The organism is Sorangium sp. So ce590 (genome assembly GCF_051521365.1).
Classification (GTDB): domain Bacteria; phylum Myxococcota_A; class Polyangia; order Polyangiales; family Polyangiaceae; genus Sorangium.
Genome location: NZ_CP150346.1, coordinates 100,143 through 123,965 on the forward strand (window position 1 = coordinate 100,143; position 23,823 = coordinate 123,965).

General features: G+C 71.0%; 16 protein-coding genes. 7 read left to right on the top strand and 9 right to left on the bottom strand.

The features are described from left to right. The first annotated feature begins 36 nt into the window (after positions 1-36). Positions 37-672, top strand: a complete 636-nt coding sequence (locus WMF28_RS00385) for a TetR/AcrR family transcriptional regulator (RefSeq protein WP_437599998.1) — start codon at positions 37-39, stop codon at positions 670-672. Between the two features lie 31 nt (positions 673-703). On the opposite strand, the gene WMF28_RS00390 is transcribed toward WMF28_RS00385, so the two are convergent. From WMF28_RS00390 to WMF28_RS00400, 3 genes are all read right to left on the bottom strand, one after another. Further along, on the bottom strand, positions 704-1,570 hold the full coding sequence (locus WMF28_RS00390) for an Hsp33 family molecular chaperone HslO (RefSeq protein ID WP_437599999.1): 867 nt from the start codon (positions 1,568-1,570) through the stop codon (positions 704-706). 270 nt (positions 1,571-1,840) lie between these two features. Further along, positions 1,841-6,112, bottom strand: coding sequence for a hypothetical protein (locus WMF28_RS00395; RefSeq protein ID WP_437600000.1), 4,272 nt, complete (start codon positions 6,110-6,112; stop codon positions 1,841-1,843). A gap of 14 nt (positions 6,113-6,126) precedes the next feature. Then, positions 6,127-7,953, bottom strand: coding sequence for an OmpA family protein (locus WMF28_RS00400; protein ID WP_437600001.1), 1,827 nt, complete (start codon positions 7,951-7,953; stop codon positions 6,127-6,129). Positions 7,954-8,314: 361 nt separating this feature from the next. Here WMF28_RS00400 and WMF28_RS00405 point away from each other — a divergent pair, with 361 nt between their 5' ends. After that, positions 8,315-8,911 carry a superoxide dismutase gene (locus tag WMF28_RS00405; RefSeq protein ID WP_437600003.1) on the top strand — a complete coding sequence of 199 codons (597 nt, stop codon included), beginning with the start codon at positions 8,315-8,317 and terminating at the stop codon, positions 8,909-8,911. Between the two features lie 289 nt (positions 8,912-9,200). Here WMF28_RS00405 and WMF28_RS00410 read toward each other — a convergent pair whose 3' ends face one another. Together WMF28_RS00410 and WMF28_RS00415 are read right to left on the bottom strand one after the other, a co-directional pair. Further along, positions 9,201-10,541 (bottom strand): acetylglutamate kinase, encoded by a 1,341-nt coding sequence (locus WMF28_RS00410; RefSeq protein ID WP_437600004.1) that lies wholly within the window; start codon positions 10,539-10,541, stop codon positions 9,201-9,203. 5 nt (positions 10,542-10,546) lie between these two features. Continuing rightward, complete coding sequence (locus WMF28_RS00415) at positions 10,547-11,548, bottom strand: N-acetylornithine carbamoyltransferase (protein WP_437600005.1); 1,002 nt, start codon at positions 11,546-11,548, stop codon at positions 10,547-10,549. A gap of 590 nt (positions 11,549-12,138) precedes the next feature. On the opposite strand from WMF28_RS00415, the gene WMF28_RS00420 reads away from it, so the two are divergent. Beyond that, a complete protein-coding gene (locus WMF28_RS00420) occupies positions 12,139-12,450 on the top strand; it encodes a hypothetical protein (protein WP_437600006.1) in 312 nt (103 codons plus the stop codon). Positions 12,451-12,511: 61 nt separating this feature from the next. Here the strand turns inward: WMF28_RS00420 and WMF28_RS00425 are convergent, their stop codons facing one another. The 3 genes from WMF28_RS00425 to WMF28_RS00435 form a co-directional block, all read right to left on the bottom strand. Then, positions 12,512-12,799: a hypothetical protein gene (locus tag WMF28_RS00425; protein ID WP_437600007.1), complete on the bottom strand. Its 288-nt coding sequence runs from the start codon at positions 12,797-12,799 to the stop codon at positions 12,512-12,514. A 248-nt stretch (positions 12,800-13,047) separates the two neighbouring features. Further along, a complete protein-coding gene (locus WMF28_RS00430) occupies positions 13,048-13,674 on the bottom strand; it encodes a Uma2 family endonuclease (RefSeq protein WP_437600008.1) in 627 nt (208 codons plus the stop codon). An 80-nt stretch (positions 13,675-13,754) separates the two neighbouring features. Then, on the bottom strand, positions 13,755-17,381 hold the full coding sequence (locus WMF28_RS00435) for a UvrD-helicase domain-containing protein (RefSeq protein ID WP_437600009.1): 3,627 nt from the start codon (positions 17,379-17,381) through the stop codon (positions 13,755-13,757). Between the two features lie 381 nt (positions 17,382-17,762). On the opposite strand from WMF28_RS00435, the gene WMF28_RS00440 reads away from it, so the two are divergent. Genes WMF28_RS00440 through WMF28_RS00455 form a run of 4 tightly spaced genes read left to right on the top strand, consistent with a single transcriptional unit; the run spans position 17,763 to position 21,091 of the window. After that, positions 17,763-18,722 carry a prenyltransferase gene (locus tag WMF28_RS00440; RefSeq protein WP_437600010.1) on the top strand — a complete coding sequence of 320 codons (960 nt, stop codon included), beginning with the start codon at positions 17,763-17,765 and terminating at the stop codon, positions 18,720-18,722. Next, positions 18,719-19,462, top strand: a complete 744-nt coding sequence (locus WMF28_RS00445; protein ID WP_437600011.1) for a ferrochelatase — start codon at positions 18,719-18,721, stop codon at positions 19,460-19,462. The genes WMF28_RS00440 and WMF28_RS00445 overlap by 4 nt, the downstream gene beginning before the upstream one ends. Continuing rightward, positions 19,459-20,376: a prenyltransferase gene (locus tag WMF28_RS00450; RefSeq protein WP_437600012.1), complete on the top strand. Its 918-nt coding sequence runs from the start codon at positions 19,459-19,461 to the stop codon at positions 20,374-20,376. The genes WMF28_RS00445 and WMF28_RS00450 overlap by 4 nt, the downstream gene beginning before the upstream one ends. 13 nt (positions 20,377-20,389) lie before the next feature. Next, a complete protein-coding gene (locus WMF28_RS00455; RefSeq protein WP_437600013.1) occupies positions 20,390-21,091 on the top strand; it encodes a lycopene cyclase domain-containing protein in 702 nt (233 codons plus the stop codon). A gap of 115 nt (positions 21,092-21,206) precedes the next feature. Here WMF28_RS00455 and WMF28_RS00460 read toward each other — a convergent pair whose 3' ends face one another. Then, positions 21,207-23,726 carry a glycoside hydrolase family 31 protein gene (locus WMF28_RS00460; protein ID WP_437600014.1) on the bottom strand — a complete coding sequence of 840 codons (2,520 nt, stop codon included), beginning with the start codon at positions 23,724-23,726 and terminating at the stop codon, positions 21,207-21,209. Positions 23,727-23,823 lie beyond the last annotated feature (97 nt).

A 23,823-nucleotide genomic window follows, 5' to 3' on the forward strand; every position in this document is an offset into this window, starting at 1 on the left:
GCGCGCGGCACCAGAAGGTGAGCAGAAGGAACGCCGATGAGCCGACGACCGCGCTCGAGCGACACGTTGACCGAGGCGCAGAAGAAGATCGTCGAGGCCGCGGTGACCGCCTTCGCAGAGCACGGCTTCCACGGGACCGCGACCCGGGACATCGCCCGGCGCGCGGGGGTCGCGGAGGCGACGATCTTCAAGTACTTCCCGACAAAGAGGGATCTCCTCCTGGGGGTGCTCGGGCCCGCCATCGAGCAGCTCGTGGGGCCCGCGATGGCGCGCTCCATGGACCCGCTCTTCAGCGCGACGTACCCGACCTTCGAGGCGTTCCTGCGGGCGCTCCTCGCCGAGCGCGCCGCGTTCGTGCGCGCGCACCCGCAGCTCGTGCGCATCCTGGCGCAGGAGCTGCCCTTCGACGCCGATCTGCGGATCGGCATCGCCGGCCGGGTGTTCGCGCCGTTCCTCGCGAGGGGGATCGCCTTGATCGAGCGCTTCCAGCGCGAGGGGCAGATCGTCGGATGGCCGCCCGCGCTCGTCCTCCGCTGCGTCGCCTCGACGTTCGCGGGGTACATCCTCCACCGCGTGTTCATCGCTCCCGACGCGGCGTGGGACGACGAGGCCGAGATCGAGCAGGTCATCGCCTTCGTGATCCGCGGCCTCTCGCCCGGCCAGCCGGCGTGACCCCGCGCGGCGCGGCGCCGGCGCGCCGCGATCAGCTCGTCATCAGCAGCGAGCGGAGCTGCGACGGCGACACCTGGTAGTCCTTGCCGCAGTAGTCGCAGCGGATGTCGAGGAGCTTCCCGTCCTCGACCATCTCCTCGATGTCGCTCCGCGGCAGGCTCGCCAGCGTGGTCATGACCCGGAGCTCGCTGCAGCGACAGCTGAAGCTGAGCGGCGAGGCGTCGAGCCGCGAGAACGGCATGCCGTGGAGCAGCTCCTCGAGCAGCACGTCCGCCGAGGCGCCCTCCTGCGCGAGCACGTCGTCGAGGCGCTCGAAGTCCTTGAGCCGCTCGGTCATCACCATGAGCGGACCGCGCTCGACCTCCGGGAGCAGCTGCACGAGGTACCCGCCCGAGGTGCCGACGCCGTCCTCGCCGATCAGCGTCGCCACCGCGATCATCGAGACGACCTGCTCCGACTCCTGCATGTACGTCATCAGGCCGCCCGAGATGCCGCCCTCGGCCGGGACCTCGACGACCCCCTGGTGGAGCATGCCGTTCGGCAGCGTGCGCATCACCTGCAGCAGCGACCCCGCGCCGATCTCCACCGCGCTCTTCTTCGTCGCGCCCTTGCCCAGGTTGACGAGGCCGCGGCTCGTGCCGTCCGGGTGCGAGTCCGCCACCAGGGACCCGTGGCCGGCCGCGCCCTTGACGATCGCCTGCACGCGCAGGTTCGGCGCCATCGCCTCACGCACGAGGATGGCGCCCGTGATCAGCTCTCCCAGCCGCTGCGCGGTCGCGCCGGTGGCCGTCTGCACCGCGATGGCCCCTCGCACGGTCTCGGTGGTCAGCGCCGTGATGACGCGAAAGGCGCCATCCATCGTGATGGCGCGGACGACGGAATCAGAAGGTCGGAGCAAGATGCACTCTCCCGTGAGGAAATATCGTTAGGCCACGGACGGCGGATGGCAACCCGCGGCGCATCCGACCCGGGCGGGTCGCGGCGCCCCGGACCCGTCGGCCCCGGCGGCAACCTGGGTCGGGTCCGCCTCGGCCCCGGCGGCAACCCGGTCGGGTCCGCCTCGCCTCGCAGGCAGAGGCGCCTGATAGACGAAAATCTAGTTATTTCAAGTATTTGTTGAACAGGCGCCCCCGGCCTGCTCCGGGCGGGGGCGCCGTCGGGGAGGGGCTCAGCCGCGCCGGCGGCGCCGGTGCAGCGCGGCGGCGCAGGCGCCGGCCGCGAGCAGGGCCCAGGGCACCGACGGGCTGCCGTGGCCGTCCGCGCCTGCCGTGCAGGCGCAGCCGCCGCCTTGCACCACGACGCCGTCGCCGGGCGGCGCCGTGGTGCACGGACCGATGCTGTTGTCCGGGTTGCGGCAACCCGGGACGCACTCGTTCGTCGTCGCCTCGTCGCACACCATGCCGGCGCCGCAATCGCCGTCCTGCTCGCACGCCGTGGGCTGGTCGTCCGCAGGGTTGTTCGGATCGCGCTCGCCCGCGTCGATCATGCCGTCGTGGTCCGCGTCCTCGTCGCCGTCGGCGGCGCCGCCGCCGTCGGTATCGGCCTTCGTCGGATCCGTCGTCGTGTCGCCGCTGTCGCCGTCGGGCACGCAGGTCTCCGCGTCGGCGTCCGTGTCCTCGTGCGAGCAGTCCAGGCCCAGCTCGGTCCCATCGAAGAGCCCGTCCCCGTCGCTGTCGGGATCGAGCGCGTTGATCTTCCCGTCCTCGTCCGTGTCGGCGCCGGGCTCGATCTCGTCGCCGTCGAGCACCCCGTCGTCGTCGCTGTCGGCGTCGTCCGGATCGGTGCCGAGCGTCGCCTCCTCGCTGTTCGAGAGGCCGTCGTCGTCGCGATCGCCGCGGTCGTCCCCGGGGTTGTTCGGGTCGGTCTCGTTGCTGCCCTCGTCGATCGTGCCGTTGTGGTTCAGGTCCTCGTCGCCGTCGCTCTCGCCGCCGCGGTCGGTGTCGGGGTCCAGCACGCTCGTCGTCGAGGCCCCACCGTCGGCGTCCGGCGTGCAGGTCCCGGCGTCGCCGGCGGTGTCCACGTCCTCGCAGCCCTTCCCCGCCTCGGTGCCGTCGAAGAGCCCATCCCCGTCGCTGTCCGCGTCGAGGATGTTCGGCTGCCCGTCGCCGTCCGTGTCGTCGCTGGGGTTCGGCTCCTCGCCGTCGAGCAGGCCGTCGTCGTCGGTGTCGCGATCTCCCGGATCCGACCCGAGGAACGTCTCGAGGTCGTCGCCTACCCCATCGCCGTCGCTGTCGACGGTCTGGCCGTCGTCGTCGCCGTGGCCGGCGGTCGGGTCGGTCTCGTCGGCATCGAGCGCGCCGTTCAGGTTGGCGTCCTCGGAGCCGTCTGTCGCGCCGCCCCGGTCGCTGTCACGGCGCACCGCCGACGTCGTCGTGGCCCCGCCGTCGGCGTCCTCCGTGCAGTGCCCAGCGTCGGCGTCGGTGCCGGGGCCGTCGCAGCCGAGGCCCATTTCCGTGCCGTCGTAGAGGCCGTCGTCGTCGCTGTCGACGTCGAGCGCGTTGATGAGCCGGTCGCCGTCCGTGTCGTCCGACGGGTTCGGCTCCTGCCCGTCGGGCACGCCGTCGTCGTCGGTGTCGGCGTCGTTCGGATCCGTGCCCAGCGTCTCCTCGAGATCGTCGCTCAGCCCGTCCTCGTCCCTGTCCGCGTTGTTGCTGTCGTCGTCGCCGTGCCTGCGGGTCGGGTCGCTCTCGCCGTTGTCCACGACCCCGTTCAGGTTGGCGTCCTCCGAGCCATCGTTCACGCCGCCGTTGTCCGTGTCCGCGTCGAGCGGCGACGTCTTCGTGGCGCCGGCGTCCGCGTCCGGGGTGCAGCGCCGCGACGGCGCGTCGGTGCCGGGGCCGTCGCAGCCGAGGCCGAGCTCGGTCCCGTCGAAGAGGCCGTCGTTGTCGCTGTCGACGTCGAGCGCGTTGATGAGCCCGTCGCCGTCCGTGTCGTCCGCCGGGTTCGGCTCGAGCCCGTCGGGCACGCCGTCGTCGTCGGTGTCGGCGTCGTTCGGATCCGTGCCGAGGTACAGTTCGAGGTCGTCGCTCAGCCCGTCGTCGTCGCTGTCGGCGTTCAGCCGATCGTCGCCTCCCTGGCCCGCCCGGGGATCTGTCTCGCCCGCGTCGACCACGCCGTTCAGGTTGGTGTCCTCGGAGCCGTCGGTCACGCCGCCGCCATCGGTGTCGGCCTCGAGCGGCGACGTCCTGGTGGCGCCGGCGTCGCCGTCGGGGATGCAGTTGCCCGCCGCCGCGTCGGTGCCCGGTCCGTCGCAGCCGAGGCCCATCTCCGTGCCGTCGAAGAGGCCGTCGTTGTCGCTGTCGACGTCGAGCGCGTTGATGAGCCCGTCGCCGTCGTGATCGTCCGTCGGGTTCGGCTCGATCCCGTCGGGCACGCCGTCGTCGTCGGTGTCGGCGTCGTTCGGATCGGTGCCGATGTACCGTTCGAGGTTGTCGGCGAGCCCGTCGCCGTCCGTGTCGACGATCTGGCGGTCGTCGGCGCCGTGCCCGGCCCTCGGATCCGCCTCGCCCTCGTCGAGCACGCCGTCCAGATTCGCGTCCTCCGAGCCGTCGAGCACGCCGCCGTTGTCGGTGTCCTCGTCCAGCGGGTCGGTCGTCGTCGCCCCGGCGTCGCCGTCGGGCACGCAGTGCCCCGCCAGCGGGTCCGTCCCCGGGCCGTTGCAGTCCGTCAGCCCGCGCTCCGTCGCGTCGAAGAGGCCGTCGTTGTCGCTGTCGACGTCGCGCGCGTTGATGAGCCCGTCGCCGTCGGTGTCGAGATCCCAGAGGTCCTCGTCGCTGTCCTTGATGCCGTCGTCGTCGGAGTCGGCGTCGTTCGGGTCCGTGCCGGCGCGCTTCTCCTCGCCGTCGCTCAGCCCGTCGCCGTCGCTGTCGACGAGGATCCTCGTGGGCGGCGCGCCCGGCTCCGCGCCGTTGCCGTCCGTCGGGTACGCCTGGGCGGCCCCTCCCTCCGGGCTCTGCGCGGCGACGGTCGCCTGGTTCGCGATCTCGCCGTCCGTGCCCGGGTCGATGGTGACGCGGAACCGCACCGTCGTGGTCTCGTCGACGCCGAGCGACCCGCCCTGGGCCGCGTCGGCGCCGTCGCCGAGGCGGATGCGGACCGTCCTCGTGCCGTCGATGTACTCGCCCTCGTCGTCGCCGGGGTCGTCGGTCACGCCGCCCATGCTCGGGCCGGCGGTGATCTCGAGCGAGCCCGGGACGTAGGTGACCCCGGGGGGCAGCGGGTCGTTCAGCACGACCGCCGCGGCGTCGTCGTCCCCGGTGTTGGCGACGATGATCGTGTACTCTAGCGTGTCGCCCGGCGTGACGCCGCCGCCGTTGAGGTCCAGGACCCGCTTTGTCGACGTGGTGAGATCCGGCAGGCGCGTCGGCACCGACGCGATGAAGCCGCCGAGCAGGTAGCCGTCGGAGGTGGAGCCGATCGCCTTGATCTGCGCCGACGTGTCGCCGGTCCTGAGCAGGTTGGACGGGACCCGGACCACGTCGATGTCGATGCTGCTCATGCTCAGCGGCGCGCCGGTGAGCCGCGGCAGATCGCCCGCCGACGACGACGGCGCGCCGAGGAACGAGCGGGAGCTGTTGAAGAAGTTGTTCGCCGGGTTCTGCTGGTCGAACAGCGCGGTCCCGTTCCACTGGATCGCGTCGCCGGTCGAGCTGTCGCCGTCGTAGCCGATGACGCCGAGCTTCGCCTCGCCCGCGCCCGAGGGGACGACGAACCCCGAGATCGGCCAGGGCGCCGTCGCGTCGTTGGTCACCGTGTCCAGCCCGTCGAAGACGGCGAGGTAGCGCGCGGGCGCGGTCGTCAGCTCGTAGAGCACGACCATCCACCAGCCGGCGAACGTGAAGGCCTGGTTCTGGTTGTCACCGTCGAGGCGGGCCGCGTTGCTGATGCCGCTCAGGCGATAGGCCCCGGCGCCGCGCGCCTGCACGATGGAGGTGACGTCGGCGACCACCTGGGCGTGGGTGAGATCCGAGCTCGCCTGTCCCGAGAGCGCGCCGGTCACGTTGCTGGTGAAGGTGGTGCCGGGCCGATCCAGGGTCACGCTGAGATCGGCCGTGCCCGTCTCGCGGCTCGCCGCCCAGTAGAGGTACGCGTGGGTCACCCGCGAGCCCGGGGGGAGGTTGAGGACCGCGGTGCTGCGGGCCGCCGAGGGCGCTATCGTGGTGTTCGCCTCGGCCTGCCCCGCGAGCGGGCTGTCGGATCGCCAGTAGATGTCGGGCGCCGAGTCCCCGAGCGTCGCGGCGTCGCCGCACGCCCCGACCGTGCCCACCAGCGGCGCGGGCGTGGAGGGCGCGCAGTCGTGCGCGAGCGTGTTGCCGATGAGGACGAAATCGCCCCGCTGCGCCACCTGGACCCGGTTCACCTGGGCCGCGTGCGAGGTCCCCGAGAGCGCCCCGAGGAGCGCGGCGCCGGTCAGCCCCGTGATTGCCAATCGCTTTGCCATCGACGCCTCCAGCCCTATGGCTGCTTCTTTGCCTTCTCGATGATGTTGAACTGGACGCGCCGGTTCTTCTGGCGCCCCGCCTCGGTCTTGTTCTCCGCGATCGGGACGTCGGGGCCGTAGCCCTTCGCCTGCATGCGATCGGCCGCGATGCCGTGCGCGACGAGCGCCTTCAGCACCGACTCCGCGCGGGCCTGGCTCAGCCTCGTGTTGAACTGGCGCGTTCCGCGGTCGTCCGTGTGCCCCTGGACCTCGATCTTGACGATCTCCGGGTGGTCCTTGAGCACGCCGGCGACCTCCTCGAGCAGCTCGTTGCTGACCGGCCGGATGGTCGCCTTGCCGATGTCGAACTGCACCTGCTGCAGGATGACGATCTCGGTCTCGGTCACCCGGACCGCCGTCGGGCACCCGTGCTGCTTCGGGTCCTCGTTCGGCTTGCCCTTCTCGTTCGGGCAGCCGTCCTGGTCGTCGCGGATGCCGTCACCGTCGGTGTCGCCCGGGCAGCCGTTCGTGGTGGGGTCGGTCGTGGCGATGCCGGGCAGCTCCGGGCACGCGTCCGAGGGATCGGGGATCGTGTCGCTGTCGCGATCGGGCGGCGGCGGGCAGCCGTGCTTCTTCGGGTCGTCGCTGGTCGGGCCGGCCTGCTCCGGGCACGCGTCGACGTCGTCGGTGATGCCGTCCTTGTCGAGGTCCCCGGGCGGCGGGCAGCCGTTCTTCTTCGGGTCGGGGGAGGCGACGCCGGCCACGGCGGGGCAGGCGTCGTCGGCGTCGAGGATGCCGTCACGGTCCGCGTCCTTGGGCGGCGGACAGCCGTTCTTCGCGCGCTCCGCGCTCCGGACGCCCGCGACGTCCGGGCACGCGTCGGCGTCATCGAGGATGCCGTCGCCGTCCCGGTCCTTCACGGGCGGCTTCACCTCGGGCGAGTAGGCGACCATGGCCACCGCGCGGAACGAGGGCGTGCCGACGCCGGCGGTGAGGCCGGGGCCCACGGCGAGCCCGGCCTCGAAGTCGCTGGCGAAGCGGTAGCGCCCGCCGAGCAGGGCTTCGAGGTTGGTCGTGCGCTGCTGGACATCGGAGACCGTGATCGCGCCGGTGATCTCGGGCCCGATCTGCAGCCGCCGCTCGTCGTCGAGCAGCAGCCCGACGCCGGCGCCCCAGTGCACCGTCGTCCCCTGCTCGACGTTGGCGAACTGCCGGTTCGACCTGAACTCGGGCCCCGCGGCGAGCGACCACACCGCGCGATCCAGGTGGCCGCCGAGGACGAGCTGCGGACCGCCGCGCACGTCGCCGTCGCCGGAGTACGCCTCGGGGTCGCCGGTCGGCAGCCACACGTAGCCTGCGAGGGCGATCTGGAACGGATCGAAATAGTCGCCGTAGAGGGTCGCGCGCGCGCCGAGCCGGAGATCCCCGAGCGCGCTGCGGGTCGGCGGCGGGAGCACGGCCCCCGAGGCGGCCCCGCCGTCGCCGGACTGGAGCGCGAGCGGCAGATCGACGTTCACCGTGAGGTGCTTCCAGAGGGAGAGCGAGGCGCTCAGGTGGAGCAGGAACTGGCTGCCGACGACCTTGCCGTCGCCGAGCCCCTCGTTCCCGTCGAGCCGCCGCAGCACGAGCGGATCCTGGGCGTAATCGCCGAGGATCATGATGTGGGGCGATGCGTCTCCTGCTGTGTAGGCGGACTGGACACCGAACATCCTGTCGCCGGCCGGCGCGGGGTGGAACCTGTCGAGCGCGAACCCTTCGGGTCTCGCGGGTTCCTGCGCTTCGGCCTGAGCCGCTGTGCCGAGCAGGCACAGCGCCGCCGCGAGCGCGGCCGTCGGATGGGTCCCCTGTGTACGAGCCGGCATGAACGAGGTCGCCTCCCTGCGCGAAGGAACAGCAAGCCCGAGGAGTATCGACCGAAACGCCTGCGGCGTTCAACGTTTCACCAGGTTTTCACGCGCGCGGCGTGCGATCGAGCCGGCTCGAGGGAGGCGCTGTGTGCGCTGCGGCGCGGGCCTGGTCGCGGCGGCCACGTCGCGCATTCGCGGTGCGCCTTGAGCTGGCGTACGGCGTTTCCCGCATGGAGGTCAGGCCCGCTGGCGTCGTGCGGCCGCGCGGTGTCTTCGCGCACGGCAGGGTTGCTACCGGAGGGCAGCGGCGGTAGAGCGGCCATCTAACCCTGCGGCACGCGTTGGCGTTGCTCGCGGCACTCGTTTAGGAGGCACCATGGCCCGCGAACCCAAGAACTTCGACAATCTCCTCGGCGGCAACGCCAAGGGCTTGAGTGATCTGCAGCTCAAGGCGCATTTCACGCTCTACCAGGGCTACGTGAAGAAGCTGAACGAGATCTGGGAGCAGCTCGGCAAGGCGGATCGCAGCGCGCCGAACTACTCGTACAACGTGTACAGCGAGCTCAAGCGCCGCGAGCCTGTCGCGTTCAACGGCACGGTGCTGCACGAGCTGTATTTCGAGAACATCGGCAACGGCTCGACGCAGCCGAGCGCCCAGTCGAAGCAGCTCATCGAGGCCTCGTTCGGCAGCTTCGACAACTGGCTGGCGGACGCGAAGGCGGCGCTCCTGAGCGCGCACGGCTGGACGGTGCTCGTGTACGACTACCAGGAGAAGAAGCTCTTCAACAACCTCATCCGGACCGAGCACGATGTCGGTCTGTTCGCGAACACGCATATCATGGTCGCCGTCGACGCCTGGGAGCACGCCTACTTCGCGGACTACCAGACCAAGAAGGCGGACTACGTGTCCAACGTGCTCTCGGGCCTGAACTGGGACGTGATCAACGCGCGCCTCCAGCAGATCGGTCAATAGTCTCACGGCGGGGGCACGCGCCCCCGCCGCCCCACCGAGCTAAGCTCGGTGGGGCCCCACCACCCCGCGATCCACACGCGCCACCCGGAGCGTGATGCCGCTTCGGGCCTGACGTTCGTCGCAGCCTGATACGAGCGCCTTTCGGGGCGTGATGCCGCTTCGGGCCTGACGTTCGTCGCAGCTTGATACGAGCGCCTTCTGGTGCGTGATGCCACTTCGGGCCTGGCGTCCGTCGCAGCCTGGTACGAGCGCCTTCTGGGGCGTGGGGTGTCGGGCCTGGCGTTCGCGGTCAGAGCTCGGCTGAGCCGTGCTGGCGTAGGGTCGTCGGCAACGACAGGGCGTGATCGATGCAGGCACGGATGTCGTCGAAGTTGGTCAGGCCGTACCAGAACACCGTCCAGTTCTCGTTGCGGTAGCTGCCCTCGGCCTGCTGAAAATACCAGGGGTTGATCTCGTTGCCGTTCCGGGCGCGCCAGAACAGCTTCGGGTTCTCGTTCTTCATCCGCGTCCAGAGCGAGCCGCCGATCCCCACGCCCTGCGCCTCCGTGGTCACCGCGAACTTGTCGAGGTACGGCGTCAGGGGCGCCCTCTCGCCCGCGTCGAGCGTGAGGATCGCCGTCGCCCGGTACGAGTCGGACAGGTAGATGCGGTAGAACGGCTTCTTGTCGAAGTAGTGCTCGTCGAGCTTCCGCTCGAAGCACGCCTCGAGCAGATCGCGCAGCCGGTCGCGATCGATGCCGTCCAGCGTGTCGTGCCGCAGGATCCGCTCGCCGCGGCGGACCAGCGTGCCGGACCCCGTGTGCGTGAAGAGCTCCTTCGCCAGGTGATCCGGCGATGTGATCGACACCGAGGAGGTCGCCGGCAGCCCGTCGAGCAGGAGCTTGATCTCCTGCAGCTTGAGCCGCATGCCCCCGGTGAGCCAGGGCTGGGTGACGAGGCCCGCGTAGTCCTCCTCGAGGTTGATGGCCGAGATGATGCGCCCATGCTCGTCGAGGAGGCCGCCCGTGCTCGTGAGGAAGATCATCTTGAACGGCTGCGTCGCGAGCGCGAGCTCGCGCGCGGCCACGTCGGCGTTGATGTTGACGATCTGCCCGCCCGGCGTCTCGCCGAGGCAGGCGAGGATGGGCAGGTGCCCCGCGCGGAGGCTGGACCTCACCGCGTCGACGTGGACGCGCTCCACCCTGCCCACCAGCCCGAGGCGCCCCTCGTCCATCAGCGACGCCTCGAAGACGCCCGCGGTGATCGGCCGCGTGCGCGTGCCCATCTCCTCGAGCGCCTCGACGAGCCGCAGGTTCTCGCGGAGGAAGACGCGGCGAGCGATCTCCAGGACGCGGGGCGTCGTGACGCGCAGCCCGTCGACGCGCTCGGTCGGGATGCCCGCCTCGGCGAGCGCCCGATCGAGCTGCGGCCCGGCGCCGTGGATCACGATGGGATACAGCCCGACCTGGTTCAGGAACACGAGCGAGGTCGCGAGCGCCTCGATGTCCTCGTCGAGGATGGCGCCGCCGACCTTGATGACGGCGAACTTCTGCTGATCGACGGCCGCGTACTGCTTCAGGTACTGCTCGACCTCCTTGCGGCTGCCGAGGTTCCTGAGGAGGCGGACGATGACGTCTTGCGTCGAGCCCATCGTGGTCACCACCCGTTGGCCAGCACGTCCATCACGGCCTTCTGCACATGCAGCCGGTTCTCGGCCTCGTCGATGACCATGGATGCGGGCGAGTCGATCACCGCGTCCGTGACCTTGACGTTGCGCCGGGCCGGCAGGCAGTGGGAGAAGAGCCCCCCCGCGGTGAGCGCCATCTTCTGCTCGTCGACGATGAAGTGCTTGTGCCTGTCGCGGATGGGCTTCTCCTGCTCCCAGCGCCCGAAGTAGGGAATCGCGCCCCAGCTCTTCGCGTACACGACGTGGGCGCCCCGGTAGGCGGACTCGATGTCGTGGGTGATCGAGAGCTTCCCCCCGCTCTCGGCGGCGCTCTTCCTGGCGGCGTCGAGGTAGCGCTCGTCGAGGTGGTACTCCTCGGTGGGGCAGAGGAGGGTGACGTCCATGCCGAGCTTGGAGGCGATGAGAACGGCCGAGTTGGCGACTGCGGTGTTGAGCGGGCGCGGGTGGTACGTCCAGGTGAGGACGAACTTCTTGCCGTCGAGGCGGCCCAGGCGCTCCTTCATGGAGAGCGCGAGCGCGAGCTCCTGGCACGGGTGGGTGATGGTCTCGAGGTTCACGACCGGCACGGTCGCGTGACGGGCGAACCCCTGGAGCACCTTGTCCTGGCGATCCTCCTCCCAGCGCTGGAACTTGGGGAACGCGCGCACGCCGATGAGGTCGGCGTAGCGCGAGAGCACGCGCGCGACCTCCTGGACGTGCTCCTCCGGCTCGCCGTCCATCACGGCGCCGTCCTCGAACTCGATGGGCCACGCGCCCCGCCCAGGCTCGAGGATCACAGCGTGGCCGCCGAGCTGCCGGATGCCGACGTCGAAGGAGGTGCGCGTCCGCAGCGAGGGGTTGAAGAACACGAGCGCGATGGTGCGATCCTTGAGGCTCGAGCCGATCGGCCTCCGCTTGAAGCGCTGCGCGCGCTCGAGGAGGCCCTCGATCTCGGCGCGTGTGTAGTCCATCGTGGTCAGGAAGTGCCGCATCGAAAGCCTCCTCGTCTGCGCAGCGCGGAGCGGGCGCTCGCATTGGAGCAATCCTGGCGGCGATGTCAACGATGCACGCAGGCCGGCGCGGCGCGCGCCGTCAGACGGAGTCGAGCGCCGGATCCGCGCGGCGGCCGCGCTCCCCGGCGGGAGCGGCGCACGCCGCCGCCGAGCGGCTGGGCTCAGCCGACGACGTCGGGCCTCGGCGGCAGGTTCGGCGCCACGCCCGGAGGCCGCTCATGATATCACCTCTCGTGCATCGGCACGACGCCGCTGGGTCCTCTGCGCGCCCCGCGCATCCACGGCGCGATCGAAGGCGGCCGCCTCCGGAGGGGTCCCCCCGACCGTGCACGTGCACGGTCGGGAAGAAACAGATGCCCTGTCAGGATTGCACGGGCTGATTTCAGGATCGAAAGGATGGACACACGTCCCCTACGAAAAATGCGCGGAAATCCACGGGGTAACGCTTGGTCCGCATCCTGCTAAACGTGGAGACGGAGCGCCCGTGACGGTTTCCCCCCCCCACCGTCGAATGGGCGCTCTTTTTTTGTGCACCTGCGGCGGCGTGGCGTGAGCACGCGGGGGTTCCGGTGACGCTGGTCGTGATCCTCACGGTGCGGTGCGAGGCGCTCGACGCGTTCCGCGCGTACGAGAGGAAGGCTGCGGCCGTGATGGCCCGGTACGGCGGTGCGATCGAGCGGACCGTGGTGACCGCGCCCGACAGTTCTGGGCGCAGCCTGAAGGAGATTCACCTCGTCACCTTTCCGGACGAACAAGCCTTCTCGGCGTACCGCCGCGACGGCGAGCTCGGCGCGGTGGCGCACCTGCGGGACGCGTCGGTCGTGCAGACCGAGATCCTGCGCGGGGAAGAGGGGCCGGACTACCACGCTGCCTGCGGCTGACCGGCGCCGCGCGGCCGAGCGCGCGCCTCGACATCCCGGGGGTGCAACCCCGGTGAGCACCTCAGCTGCGAACGATCGAGATCCGAGGATCCGAGAGCAACCAGAAGTAGATGCCCAGCTGACCCGCGATGAGGGCGAACGCCACCGCGAGCCCGACCGGCCCGATCTCCTTGAAAACGTCGCGCCCCACCGCGGCGATCAGCCCGATGCCGATCATCGAATAGGATTGAAATCGCCTCACCTTCTGCGCGTGCGCGACGAGCGCGTCCCGGGCCAGGTAGGGGCTCACGAACCCGAGCGCGACGCCGGGCAGGGTGGGCCAATACGACAGCGCATGCACGGTGAGCATGACGGCGCCAATCATTCACCGATCCAGAGCGGCCGGGCTGGAACAAGCGCGCGCTGGATCGCGCTGCGCAGGATGCTGAAGGAAGTCGCCTGGGTGGCGAGGTTCGTCGCCTCCGATCACCGAAACGCTGGCCGGGTTTCGCCGTTATTTGCTGCCGCTTGCGAGGTGCCGAAGAAGCGGCGCTCCAGGGCGAAGCCGGCCGGCCGAGGCGCCCGCGGCCGCGCCACCGCCGGCCTGACGCCCCCGGCTCACCTGTCGCCGCTCTCGTCCCGCTCCGGCGCGTCGTCGTCCAGGAGCGGCGCCACCTCGGCCCAGAGCGCGTCCAGATCGAGCTCCAGCCCGTCCAGCCCCGGTACGCGCACCTTGCCTTCCGATGCGGGCAGCCGCTGCACGTAATACCCGTCGGGGCCGAGCTCGCACAGCTCGAAGAGCTGCGCCTCGGGATCCACGAGCCAGTACCAGCGCACCCCGAAGCGGGCGTACTCGATCGCCTTCTCCATCCGGTCGCGCCGCACGTCGCGCGGCCGCTGCGAGAGCACCTCGACCACCACGGTCGGGGGGATCCGGGAGAGCGCGTCCCGGCCGCGAAGAGGCGCGCCCTGGGCATACATGCACACGTCGGCCTTGCGCCCGCGGCGCGCCGACACGCCGAGCTTGTACTCCGAGCCAAACACCCAGCCGCCCCGCGGTCGGGCCCATCCGCGGAGCACCTCGATCAGCCAGCTGACCACCGCTTCGTGCAGCGTCGTCGGCACCTCTTCCTCCACGAGATGACCGTCCAGGAGCTCACCCGGCTGGTCCTCCTCCAGGTCGGCCCACTGCTCCAGCGTCATCAGCTCAGGTCGGAGGAGCTCCGCTGTCGCTGTCGAACCCATGCCACCCATCGTACCACCCTCGGGCCTCCCGCGACGCGCCACGCATGGCCCACCCCCCGCGCCATGCCCGGTGGCGCCCCTCACACCCGGAGCACCACCCCTCTCGCCCGCTCGCCCGTCGCCTCGGCGATCGCCTGCACGTAGAGCCGCACCTGCGCCTCCTGCGCCGCGTGCGCCGTGCCCGCGTCCGAGCCGGTCTTGAAATCGACCACGGTCCAGACCCCCACGTCGCCCACGCTCTCCCGGAACGAGAGATCGACGACGCCCTCGGCGATCGTCCCGTCCTCGAGCCGCAGGAGCAGCGGCGTCTCCCGCTCGCATCCGCCGCGCGCCGCGCTCTCCGCCGCGCGCCGGAGCAGCGGGTGCTCGAGCGCCGCGACCGCCGCCGCGACCGCCGCGTCGACCTCCTCGGCCGGCGCCCCCAGGAGCCGCGCCTGCGCCGCGGCCACCGTCCTCACCTCGTCCTCGCCCGCCCGGAGGTCCACCTCGGCGAGGACGGCGTGCACAAGCGTTCCGAAGCGCTTGCCGTAGGGCCGGCCCTCGCGCGCGATCGCCGTCTGCTCGAACGAGATCACCGGCAACGCGTCCGCCCGATCTCGCCGCTCCGCCCCGGCCACCGCCGCTTCCGCCGCCTCGTGGCTGATCTGCGTCGCCGTCTTCACGCGCAGCGCCGCCACCGCGCCATCCAGGAGCGCCCGCTGCCGCGCCTCCAGCCACACCTCGTGCCCGCGCTGCCCGAGCTCCCCCGCGCCCGCCGCCGCCGCCCCGGCCCCGCTCGCGTCCGCCTGCAGGATCCGCTGCTGCCGGAGCCCGGCCTCCGGCTCGCGATCCAGGTCGAGCGTGCCCGGATCCCACCACACGACGCGGTGCGACCCCGCCATCGGCGTGTGCTCCCCGGGCGCGACAGCGTCGCGCTCGTCGGCCTCGCACCGCGCCGGGCGCTCCAGCACCGTGTCGGTCCCGAACGGAGGGCAGCCGAGGTCCTCGCAGCGCCGCGCGCTCCGCCGGTCGCGCGGCGCCGGGTAGAGCACGGGGTGCAGCACGTCGAGCCAGCCGTCGCTCGATCCGTCGCCCGGGCGCGCGTCGCCCACCGCGGGCACCACGAGCAGCTCGCGCGCCCGCGTCGCCGCCACGTACGCGAGCCGCACCGCCTCCTCGCGATCGCGGCGCAGCACCTCGTCGCGGCGCTCGCAGAGCTCCGCGGGCACGCAGCCCGCGATCGGCTCCGCCCACAGGCCGAGCTCCTGATCCACGTGCCGCGACGGGTGCTGGTGCACCGCCGGCGACGCCGGATCCGCCAGGATCACCACCGGGAACTCGAGCCCCTTGGCACGGTGCACCGTCATGATCCGCACCCCCTCCGTCCCCTCCTCGACGACAGGCGCCTCGGCGACCTCGCCCCGCTCGGCGTCCACCTCGAGCCGCTCCACGAACGCCCGGAACGACGTCGCGCCGCCCGACTCGAACCGCCGCCCGAGATCCATCACCCGCAGCACGTTCGCGAGCGCCTGCTCCCCCGTCGGCCAGATCGCGATGCCCGCGTGCGCGCGCGTCTCGTCGAGGAGCCCGCCGATCGTGTCCGCGATCGGCCGCCGGTTGCGCTCGCGGTGCAGGCGCCCGAGCACCGCGAGCGCCTCCGCGACCTCCCGGAGCGGCCGCGCCCCGCCCTCGGCCACGAGATCGAGCGCCCCGTCGTCGGGCTGAAACAGCGGGTGCAGGCGCTGGAACCTGTCGCGGTACAGGAGGAGCACGTCGTCGGTCAGCGCGAAGAGCGGCCCGCGCAGCGTCGCGTACACGCTGAGCTCGTCGTCCGGCCACTCGATCGCGAGCAGCGCGCTCCGCACCGCCATCACCTCCTCGCGATCGTGGAACGACCGCCCGCCCACGAGCACGTGCGGGATCCGCCGCGCCTCGAGCGCCCGCACGTAGGCGCGGGTCGCGTCCTCGCCGAACGTCTGGAAACGCTTGAACAAGAGGCAGATGTGCCGCGCTTCGATCGGCACCCGCTGACCCGGGCGCTCGCGCTCGGTCACCGTCCATCGCGGGCGGCTCATCGTGCCCCGGCCGCCGTGGATGAGCTGGTGGACGAAGGCGCCCACCGCGTCCGGGATCGACTGCCGCACCCGGTAATCGGAGATCTTCCCGAAGTCGCCGTACGGCCGCGGCACCGGGAGCGCGATCACCGTCGGCTGGCCCACGGGGTCGTCCCGGAACCGCTCGAGCGCGACGTACCGCGCCTGGCTCGCCGCGCCCTCGCCGGACCCGCCCTGCATCCGCGGCGCGAACGCCGCGTTGACGGCCTCCTGGATCGACGGGGCGCCGCGGAAGCTCGTCGAGAGGTACAGCACGCTCGCGCCGCACGCGACGAGCCGGGCCTTCGTCGCCTCGTAGAGCGCGACCTCGGCGCGGCGGAAGCGGTAGATCGACTGCTTCGGATCGCCGACGACGAACAGCTTGCCGGGCACCGGGCGCGCCCGCGTCCAGTCGATCTCGGCCGGGTCGTCGGCCGCGAGCAGGAGCAGGAGCTCCGCCTGGAGCGGGTCGGTGTCCTGGAACTCGTCGACGAAGAGGTGCGAGAAGCGGAGGTTCAGCTCCTCGCGGACGGCGCGGCTCGAGCGGAGGAGGTTCCTGGCGCAGAGGAGCAGGTCGAGGAAGTCGAGCTTGCCGGCGCGCGCCTTGAGCGCGTCGTAGGCGTCGATCGGCGGCCGGAGCTCGCGCGAGAGGCAGGCCGCGAGGTCGGCGCTCGCGGCCGTGAGCACGGCGTCGAGCTCGGCCTTCACCCGGTCGCGCTGCGCGAGCACCTCGGCGCGCGAGAGGTCCGCGCCGAACGCCTTGCCCGAGCCTTTCCAGCGCCATTCCTTCCAGCGGGCGAGCTCGCCGAGCTCGGCCTCGAGCCCGTCGTGATCGCGCCCGCCCGTCACCTCCTCGCGGCGGCGGAGCTCCGCGAGGTACCGGTCGAGGTTCCTGAGGCTCTGCGCGAGGTAGTCGCCCTCCCGGTCGGCCTCGGCGCCGAGGTCCGCGAGGACCGCGAGGCGGCAGAGGATCTCGTCGATGGCGCGCTCGCGATCGAACGGATCGCGGCGCCAGGGGCGCGTGAAGTCGCGGTGCTCGGCGAGCTTGAGCGCCGCGCTCCGGAGCAGGTCGCGCGGGCCGTGCGCGCCGTCGCGCGGGCGCCGGCGCAGGATCCGGCGCACGCCCTCGGGCGGGTCGTTCAGGGTGCGCTGGAACCAGGCGTCGAAGGCCTGGTCGAAGAGCGCCTCGGCCTGGTCCGCGGCCGCGACCTGGAACAGCGGGTCGACGCGCGCCTCGACCGGCCACTCGCGCAGGAGGTCGGCGCAGAACGAGTGGATGGTGCCGATGCGGGCCGCCTCCAGGTGCGCGAGCGCCTCGTCGAGCCGCGCGCGCTCGGCCGGGCCGGACCTCGCGTCGCCGCGCGCCCGCTCGATCTCGGCCCGGAGGCGCAGCTTCATCTCGCCGGCCGCCTTCTCCGTGAAGGTCACCGCGACGATGCGATCGAGCGTCCCGCCCCCCTCCTCGGGCGCCCTCCGCAGCACGGCGACGATCCGCGACACGAGCGCCGTCGTCTTGCCGGTGCCCGCGGCGGCCTCGACGACGAGCGTCGTCCCGAGATCCTCGCGGATGCGGCGGCGGGCGGGCTCGTCCACGAGCTCCCGCGCGCCGCGCGCCCGGGCCGCGTCGGCGCTCACGCGCGCCTCCGAGCGGGATCAGCGCGCTGCGCGGGGCGGCGCTGCGCGGGGCCGCGCGGCGCCGCGCCGGCCAGGCTCGGGGAGGGGAGGAGTGCGTGCGGCACGAGTCGCGTGTCGGAGCTGTCGGGGGGGATAGGGTGGCTCAGATCGGCGTGGAGGGAAACGCTGCACCGACCGCCCTTCCGGGGCCCCGGTCCGGGCGCCGCGCCGCACCGGAGCGCCGCGCCGGGGAAACCGGAGCGCCGGGACGCATGGGCGCAAAAATACTGAGAAATCTCTGGTTTGCGTCTTTGCGTCTTTGCGTCTTTGCGTTGAAATTCTTCCTCGGGATCCCTGGCCAGATCTCCGGCACGCTGTACTAGCAGCAGGAAGACCTGATCCATGCGCGTCGAGTCGATGAGCCCTGGAGCGCGGTGGTGGTACGCGCTCAAGCCCGCGAGCTGGCCCAAGGTGCTCGTCCCGGCCGTGTGCGGGCAGGCCGTGGGCGCGGCCGTCGCCGGCCGGGTGTCCGCGGGCGCGCTCGCCTTCGGCGCGCTGTGGATGATCGCGGACGTCGTCTTCGTCGTGCTCCTGAACGACTGGGGCGATCGCGAGGTCGACGCCCTCAAGCGGCGCATGTTCCCGGACGGCTGCTCGCCGAAGACCATCCCGGACGGCATCCTTCCGGCCCACGCGCTCCTCCTCGCCGGCCTCGGGGCCGGCGCCGCCGCGCTGATCGTCGCCGGGGGCGCCGGCATCGCGCTCGATCGCCCGCTGCTGCTCCCCCTGGCCGCGGTCGGCCTGCTCGTCTTCGCCGCGTACACGTTGCCGCCGCTCCGGCTCAATTACCGGGGCGGCGGCGAGCTCCTCGAGATGATCGGCGTCGGCGGGGTGCTGCCGCTGCTGCACGCGTATGCGCAGTGCGGCGCGTGGGCGCCGGCGTGGCTCGCGGCGCTCCTGCCGGGCCTGCTCGCGCTCGCGCTGGCGAGCGCCCTGGCCAGCGGGCTGTCCGACGAGGAGAGCGACCGCGCCGCCGGAAAGCGTACCGTGACCGCGCTGCTCGGCAACGCGATCTCGCGCCGGGTCACGGAGGCCCTCGCCGGCCTCGGCCCGCTCCTCTGGCTCGGGGCGCCCCTCGTCGCCGGGGGCGCCCCGCCGACCTGGTCGGTCGCGCCGGCGGCGGCCATTGCGCTCTGGTTCAGGGAGCGGCTCGTCGAGAAGAGCCCGGAGGCGGTGACGAACGCCTTCGCCGCGCAGGCGGCCTACAAGCTCGAGCTGCACCGCGCGATCTGGTGGGGGACGGCCGCCCTGTCGGCGGCCGTGCTCGCCGCCGGGCTCGCCGCCGGCGGGGGGACGAGGTGATCGGCGCCCCGGCCGTCCCCGCGATCCCCGCCGAGGCGCGCGACGAGCTCGCGCGCCTCACGCCGCTCCTCGGCGCGCGGGCCTCGGTCGCGCCGGGCCGGCCGTGCGCGCCCACCCCCGTCGCGCTGGTCGAGCAGGTCCTGGGCGGCAGCGAGGACACCGAGCGCGCGCGGGCCTTCGCGCGTGGGCTCGCCGAGGTGATTCGCGCGGTCGCCGATAACTTCCCCGACAACATCTTCTGGGACCTCGACTACCTGGCGTGCTGCCTGTGGCAGGCCGGGAGCGCCCCCGCGATCGGCGACTTCGCCCGCCGCGTGGTGTCGCTCTGCGTGGGCTTCGGCAACAAGTCGAAGCTGCGCTTCCGCTACGCGCACGACTTCCTCTACGGCTACGACTGGGCCCGCTGGGTGATGCGCAAGCCGGACGAGCGCGCGGGCGTCGGGCCGTTCGACCTCGCGTTCTTCGACTACCTCGACGGCCGGCAGAAGGCGCTCGTCGAGCTCGTGGCCAGCAACGATCGCAAGTACTCCCAGCTGAACGGCCGGGAGTACCGCAACCCCTTCACCTTCCTCCGCGAGCCGCCCGAGGAGTCGCAGCTCCACTACCTGCTCGCCCAGGTCGACCTCATCCCGCTCAAGGCGTGGCGCCTCGACGGCGAGCGCCGGTGGGACCTCCCGTTCACCGATCTGCGCGCCAAGCTGGCCGAGCGCCTCGGCCTGTCGCGGGGCAGCGGACGATGAGCGCGACGAGCGGCCGGCCGGGGGCGCTCCGGGCCTGGCTCGCGGCGTCGCGGCTCCCGTCGCAGCCGACCCTCGCGCTCCCGCTGCTGCTCGGGCAGCTGCTCGGCGCGCGGACGGCCGGCCGCCCGCTCGACCTCGGGACGCTCGCGGCGGTCCAGCTCTTCGGCCTCCTCGACCAGCTCTTCATCGTCTACGCGAACGACGTCGCCGACCAGGAGACCGATCGCCGCAACCGGACCGCCTCCCCCTTCTCGGGCGGCTCGCGCGTGCTGGTCGAGCGGCGCCTCTCGCCCCGCGCGCTCGGTGGCGCTGCCGTCGCCTGCGCCGCGGCGCTCGTGGCCGTCTCGGCGGCGCTCGCCGCGGCGGTGGGCGCGCCGCTCCTCGTGGTCCTCGCGATCGCGGCGCTCCTGCTCCTCTGGGCCTACAGCTACCCGCCGCTCCGCCTCTCGTACCGCGGCGGCGGGGAGCTGCTCCAGATGGTCGGGGTCGGCGCGGTCCTGCCGCTCTACGGCTACCTCGCGCAGGGGGGCGACCTCGAGCGCTTCCCGTTCGCGCTGCTCGCCTTCCTGCTGCCGAGCCACCTCGGCTGCGCGATCGCCACCGCGCTCCCGGACGAGCCCTCGGATCGCGAGAGCGACAAGCGGACGCTGCCCGTGCGCGTGGGCGGAGAGCGGGCCGCGCTGTGCGTGGCGCTCCTGAACGGGCTCTCGCTCCTGCTCGCGCCGGTCGGCCTGGGCGCGGTGGGCCTGCGCCCGGGGCCGGGCCTGCTCGTGCCGGCGGCGGCGGCGCTCGTCGTGCTGCTGGCCCGCCCGGCGCCGCCGGGCTCGCGCCTGCTCCTCGTCCGGGTCGCGGCCGCGGGGACGGCGACGCTGTCGCTTGTCGCCATCACCGCCCTCGCGCTCGCCGCGCGCTGAGGAGGGCGGGGCGGTGACCCACGAGTTCCTGCTGCTCTCGCTCCTCTTTCTCCTGCCAGGGGGCGTCATCTGGCTCGCGCGCCCGGATCTGCGCTCGCTGATGAAGCGGATGGCGCTGGCCTCGCTGCCGTTCGCGGCGACCGAGCGGCTGTTCTACCCGAGCTACTGGACGCCCAAGTTCCTGTTCGACCTGGCCGATCGGATCGGGTTCGGCATCGAGGACGTGCTGTTCGTCGCCGGTCTCAGCGCCTTCTCGTCCACCGCGTATGCCGTGGTGTTCCGCCGCGCGCCGGTGCCCTGCGCCGCGCCGGGCGCGCGACCGTGGTTGCGGGCGGCGGCGGGGATCGCGCTCGCGCTCGCGGCGGCCGTGGCGCTGCTCGCGGCCGGGGTGCCGGTCCTCTATGCCGCGGTGGCGGCCATGGGCGCGGTCGCCGTGGCGCTGCTCGCGACGCGCCGCGACCTGATCGTGCCGAGTCTGCTCGGAGCGCTCCTGTCGGCGACCGTCTATCTCTGCCTGTGCCTCGTCTTCGCGGCGCTCGTGCCCGGCGTGTTCGAGCGCACGTGGCGGCCCAGCGCGCTGCTCCCGGGCAAGGCGCTCCTCGGCGTCCCGCTCGACGAGATCCTGTACGGGCTCGGCGCGGGCCTCGTGGCCACGGTGTTCCCGGCGTGGGCCTTCGGGTTCAGGTACGGACACGCCGGAGGCGCCGGGGATTGAAGTTCCCCCGGCGCTTCCGGCGCGTCTTTTCTTCCGTCGGAGCGGAGTTGCTCAGGGCGGCGGCGGCCGTCGAGCGGCCGCCCCATCCATCAGCCTGAGCGTCAGCAGCTGTTGCTCAGTTTGCGGTTACAACCACCTCTGAGCCGTTGTACGTGACCATTTGATCTGGAGCAGCAGTGACGTCGACGCCGGCGCCATGATCGGAGCCTACCAGCACGACCCTGAACGTCCTGCTGGCCGGCATTCCGGGATAGCTCCCCTTCCTTGCGCCAATGGTCAACGCCTTGGCAGAGTCGTCCCATGTGAGTGGGATTGTCGAGTGTTGACCTTCCTCATAGTTATAGGTGTCGCCCTCGTCCTCATAAATAGTGAAGGACCCGTCTTGGCCTGTATAGATCCGGATCTCCAGCGGGTCGATGCTCTGCGTTGCATACTGGATGCTGGGACCCATGGGAACGATCGAGCCCGCTTTGACGTAGAGCGGCATCTCGCTCAGCGGCGCGGGAGCCGAGACCGTACGCCCGCCGTCTGTCGTCGCGCCTGTCCAGAAATCGTACCAGGTGCCCGCGGGGAGATAAACGGAGCGGCTGGTAGCGCCCGCGGTGATCACTGGATTGACCAGGAAGGCAGGGCCGAACAGGAACTGATCCTTGATGCCGAATACCTTCTCATCATTGGGATAGTCGAAGACCAGGTGCCGCATCATGGTGTAGCCTTCGCTGGTCACCTTCCATGCCAATGAGTAGATGTAAGGCATCAGCCGATAGCGCAGGTTGTCGATCTTGAGGAGATTGGCCTTGGTGGCAGCGCTCCAGCTGTTGCTGTACAGTTCCCTTGTACCGCCGCCATGTATCCGGAAAATCGGGTTGAAGGCGCCATACTGAAACCAGCGGGTAAAGAGCTCATTGTTCGCGCTGGTGGTCCAGTCCACGTTGTGGCCCCAGTACCCGCCTATGTCAGTTGTCCAATAGGGCATCCCCGCGATCGAGAAATTGAGCCCCGCGGGGATCTGCCTGGCAAAGGTTTGAAAATTGCTGTCAATGTCTCCCGACCAGCACGTCGTGGCATATCGCTGCTGGCCGGCAAAGGCGCTGCGGCTGAGGACGTAGACTCGCTTCTGTTTCGGACCGGTGGCGCGCCAATGCTCGTACAACCCCTGGGCGTGTCCCAGGGGATAAGCATTCACGTACAGCGCCCCCTTGCCGAGCTCGGTATCAGCCGCCCGCACATTGACGGGGTCCGGATAGCCCTGAGGCTCGGTGTTGTCGGCCCAGATGCCGTCCCAGCCATGCGGCCCCAGCAGGCGATCATGGATCTGCTGGTACACCAGAGCTCTGGCGTCGGGGTTGAATGTGTCATAGAAATGGTGTGTGCCGCCGCTGGCGAACAGCGCTCCGATGTCGTCGAGCGCATTGAAGTTGTCCATCTCTCCCGCCTTCATCTCCGTGTTCACGCGTTCATACAACGGCCAGATCGATATCATCGTATGAATGTTGGCTTCGTGCATCTCGGAGACGAGAGCTGCTGGATCTGGATAGCGTCTTTGCTCCATGAAGTGGGAGCCCCATGCGTACGGATTCCAGTAATCCCAGTCTTGAACGATGCAGTCGACCGGAATGTTGTTGTTGCGGTAGCCGTCCTTGATCCTTAGCAGCTCAGCCTGGCTACCGTACTTGTCCTTCGACTGGAAGAGACCGTAAGCCCACTTCGGGAACAATGGTGCTGCGCCGGTTGCGGTGCGGTATCGGGCTACGACCTGGTCGATGCTTGGACCATAGAAGAAGTAGTAGTCCACCATCTCGCCGGCTTCGGACGAGTAGCTGTACTTGGTGTTGTTGGACCTGGTCCCGTCGAAGGTCGAGGCGGAATAGTTGTCCCAGAAAATTCCGTAACCCCTGTTGGACACCAGCACCGGAACGTTGATCTCCGTGTTGGCGTTGATGATACGTCGAGTCGTTCCCTTGCGATTCATTGCGTTATCCTGGTGCTGGCCAAGGCCGAACAACGCTTCGTTGGCGGGTGAGTTGAAGGCGGTCTCGACGCGATTCGTGCTGACGCCCTCGACGGTCGCGGGTGTCAAGGTTTTGCTATCTTCCGCCAGGATGACGCTATCGTTCAAGTCGGTATAGGTGACCAGGCCGTTGGTCGTGTCGACGTTGGCCTTCAGGCGTGATGTGGTAATGGTCACGGTCCCCGAGTTCTCTGCGATGCAAAAGCTCGGTGTGTCCCACTTCTTATTGACAGACAGAGAAGCCTTGTCGGGGAGTGAAGGAGCAGTGGCGTACTGGACTCTGATTATGCTCTCGTTGCAAACTTCCAGTCTCAGCAGGCCGGTTTCCAGGTTGAAGGTGATGCCGTTGGCGTCGGCAGTATAGAGCCCAGTCTCCGGAGGTGCAGGCGGGCATTCGAGCTGGTCGCCGCCGCCCTCGCCGCCGGCGCCGCCGCCGCCGCCGCCGCCGCCGATCCCGGTCGTGCTGGACGCACCGCCTCCCATCCCGGTCGTGCTAGCGGCGCTGGTCGTCGTGCCGCCGGCGCCCGGACCGGGGTCGGACCCGCCCGAGCATGCGCCGCCAAGCGGCAAGAGACCGACCAGAGCCGCGTATAGATAATGATTGATCGACTTCAACTTTCGCATGACTCCTCGCGAGCAACCGAGTCCACAATGGTCTTCATTGCATTCGTCGATTTGTGCAAAATGTAAGAGTGTTTGCTGTCGCCGTGCGGTTGGGGCA

What these genes read in the sequence shown, in the direction of transcription:
- WMF28_RS00385 (WP_437599998.1), top strand. Translation starts at nt 37, where the DNA reads ATGAGCCGACGACCGCGCTCGAGCGACACGTTGACCGAGGCGCAGAAG.
- WMF28_RS00450 (WP_437600012.1), top strand. Translation starts at nt 19,459, where the DNA reads ATGAGCGCGACGAGCGGCCGGCCGGGGGCGCTCCGGGCCTGGCTCGCG.
- WMF28_RS00415 (WP_437600005.1), bottom strand. Translation starts at nt 11,548, where the DNA reads ATGCGGCACTTCCTGACCACGATGGACTACACACGCGCCGAGATCGAG.
- WMF28_RS00430 (WP_437600008.1), bottom strand. Translation starts at nt 13,674, where the DNA reads ATGGGTTCGACAGCGACAGCGGAGCTCCTCCGACCTGAGCTGATGACG.
- WMF28_RS00410 (WP_437600004.1), bottom strand. Translation starts at nt 10,541, where the DNA reads ATGGGCTCGACGCAAGACGTCATCGTCCGCCTCCTCAGGAACCTCGGC.
- WMF28_RS00440 (WP_437600010.1), top strand. Translation starts at nt 17,763, where the DNA reads ATGCGCGTCGAGTCGATGAGCCCTGGAGCGCGGTGGTGGTACGCGCTC.
- WMF28_RS00405 (WP_437600003.1), top strand. Translation starts at nt 8,315, where the DNA reads ATGGCCCGCGAACCCAAGAACTTCGACAATCTCCTCGGCGGCAACGCC.
- WMF28_RS00395 (WP_437600000.1), bottom strand. Translation starts at nt 6,112, where the DNA reads ATGGCAAAGCGATTGGCAATCACGGGGCTGACCGGCGCCGCGCTCCTC.
- WMF28_RS00460 (WP_437600014.1), bottom strand. Translation starts at nt 23,726, where the DNA reads ATGCGAAAGTTGAAGTCGATCAATCATTATCTATACGCGGCTCTGGTC.
- WMF28_RS00400 (WP_437600001.1), bottom strand. Translation starts at nt 7,953, where the DNA reads ATGCCGGCTCGTACACAGGGGACCCATCCGACGGCCGCGCTCGCGGCG.
- WMF28_RS00425 (WP_437600007.1), bottom strand. Translation starts at nt 12,799, where the DNA reads ATGCTCACCGTGCATGCGCTGTCGTATTGGCCCACCCTGCCCGGCGTC.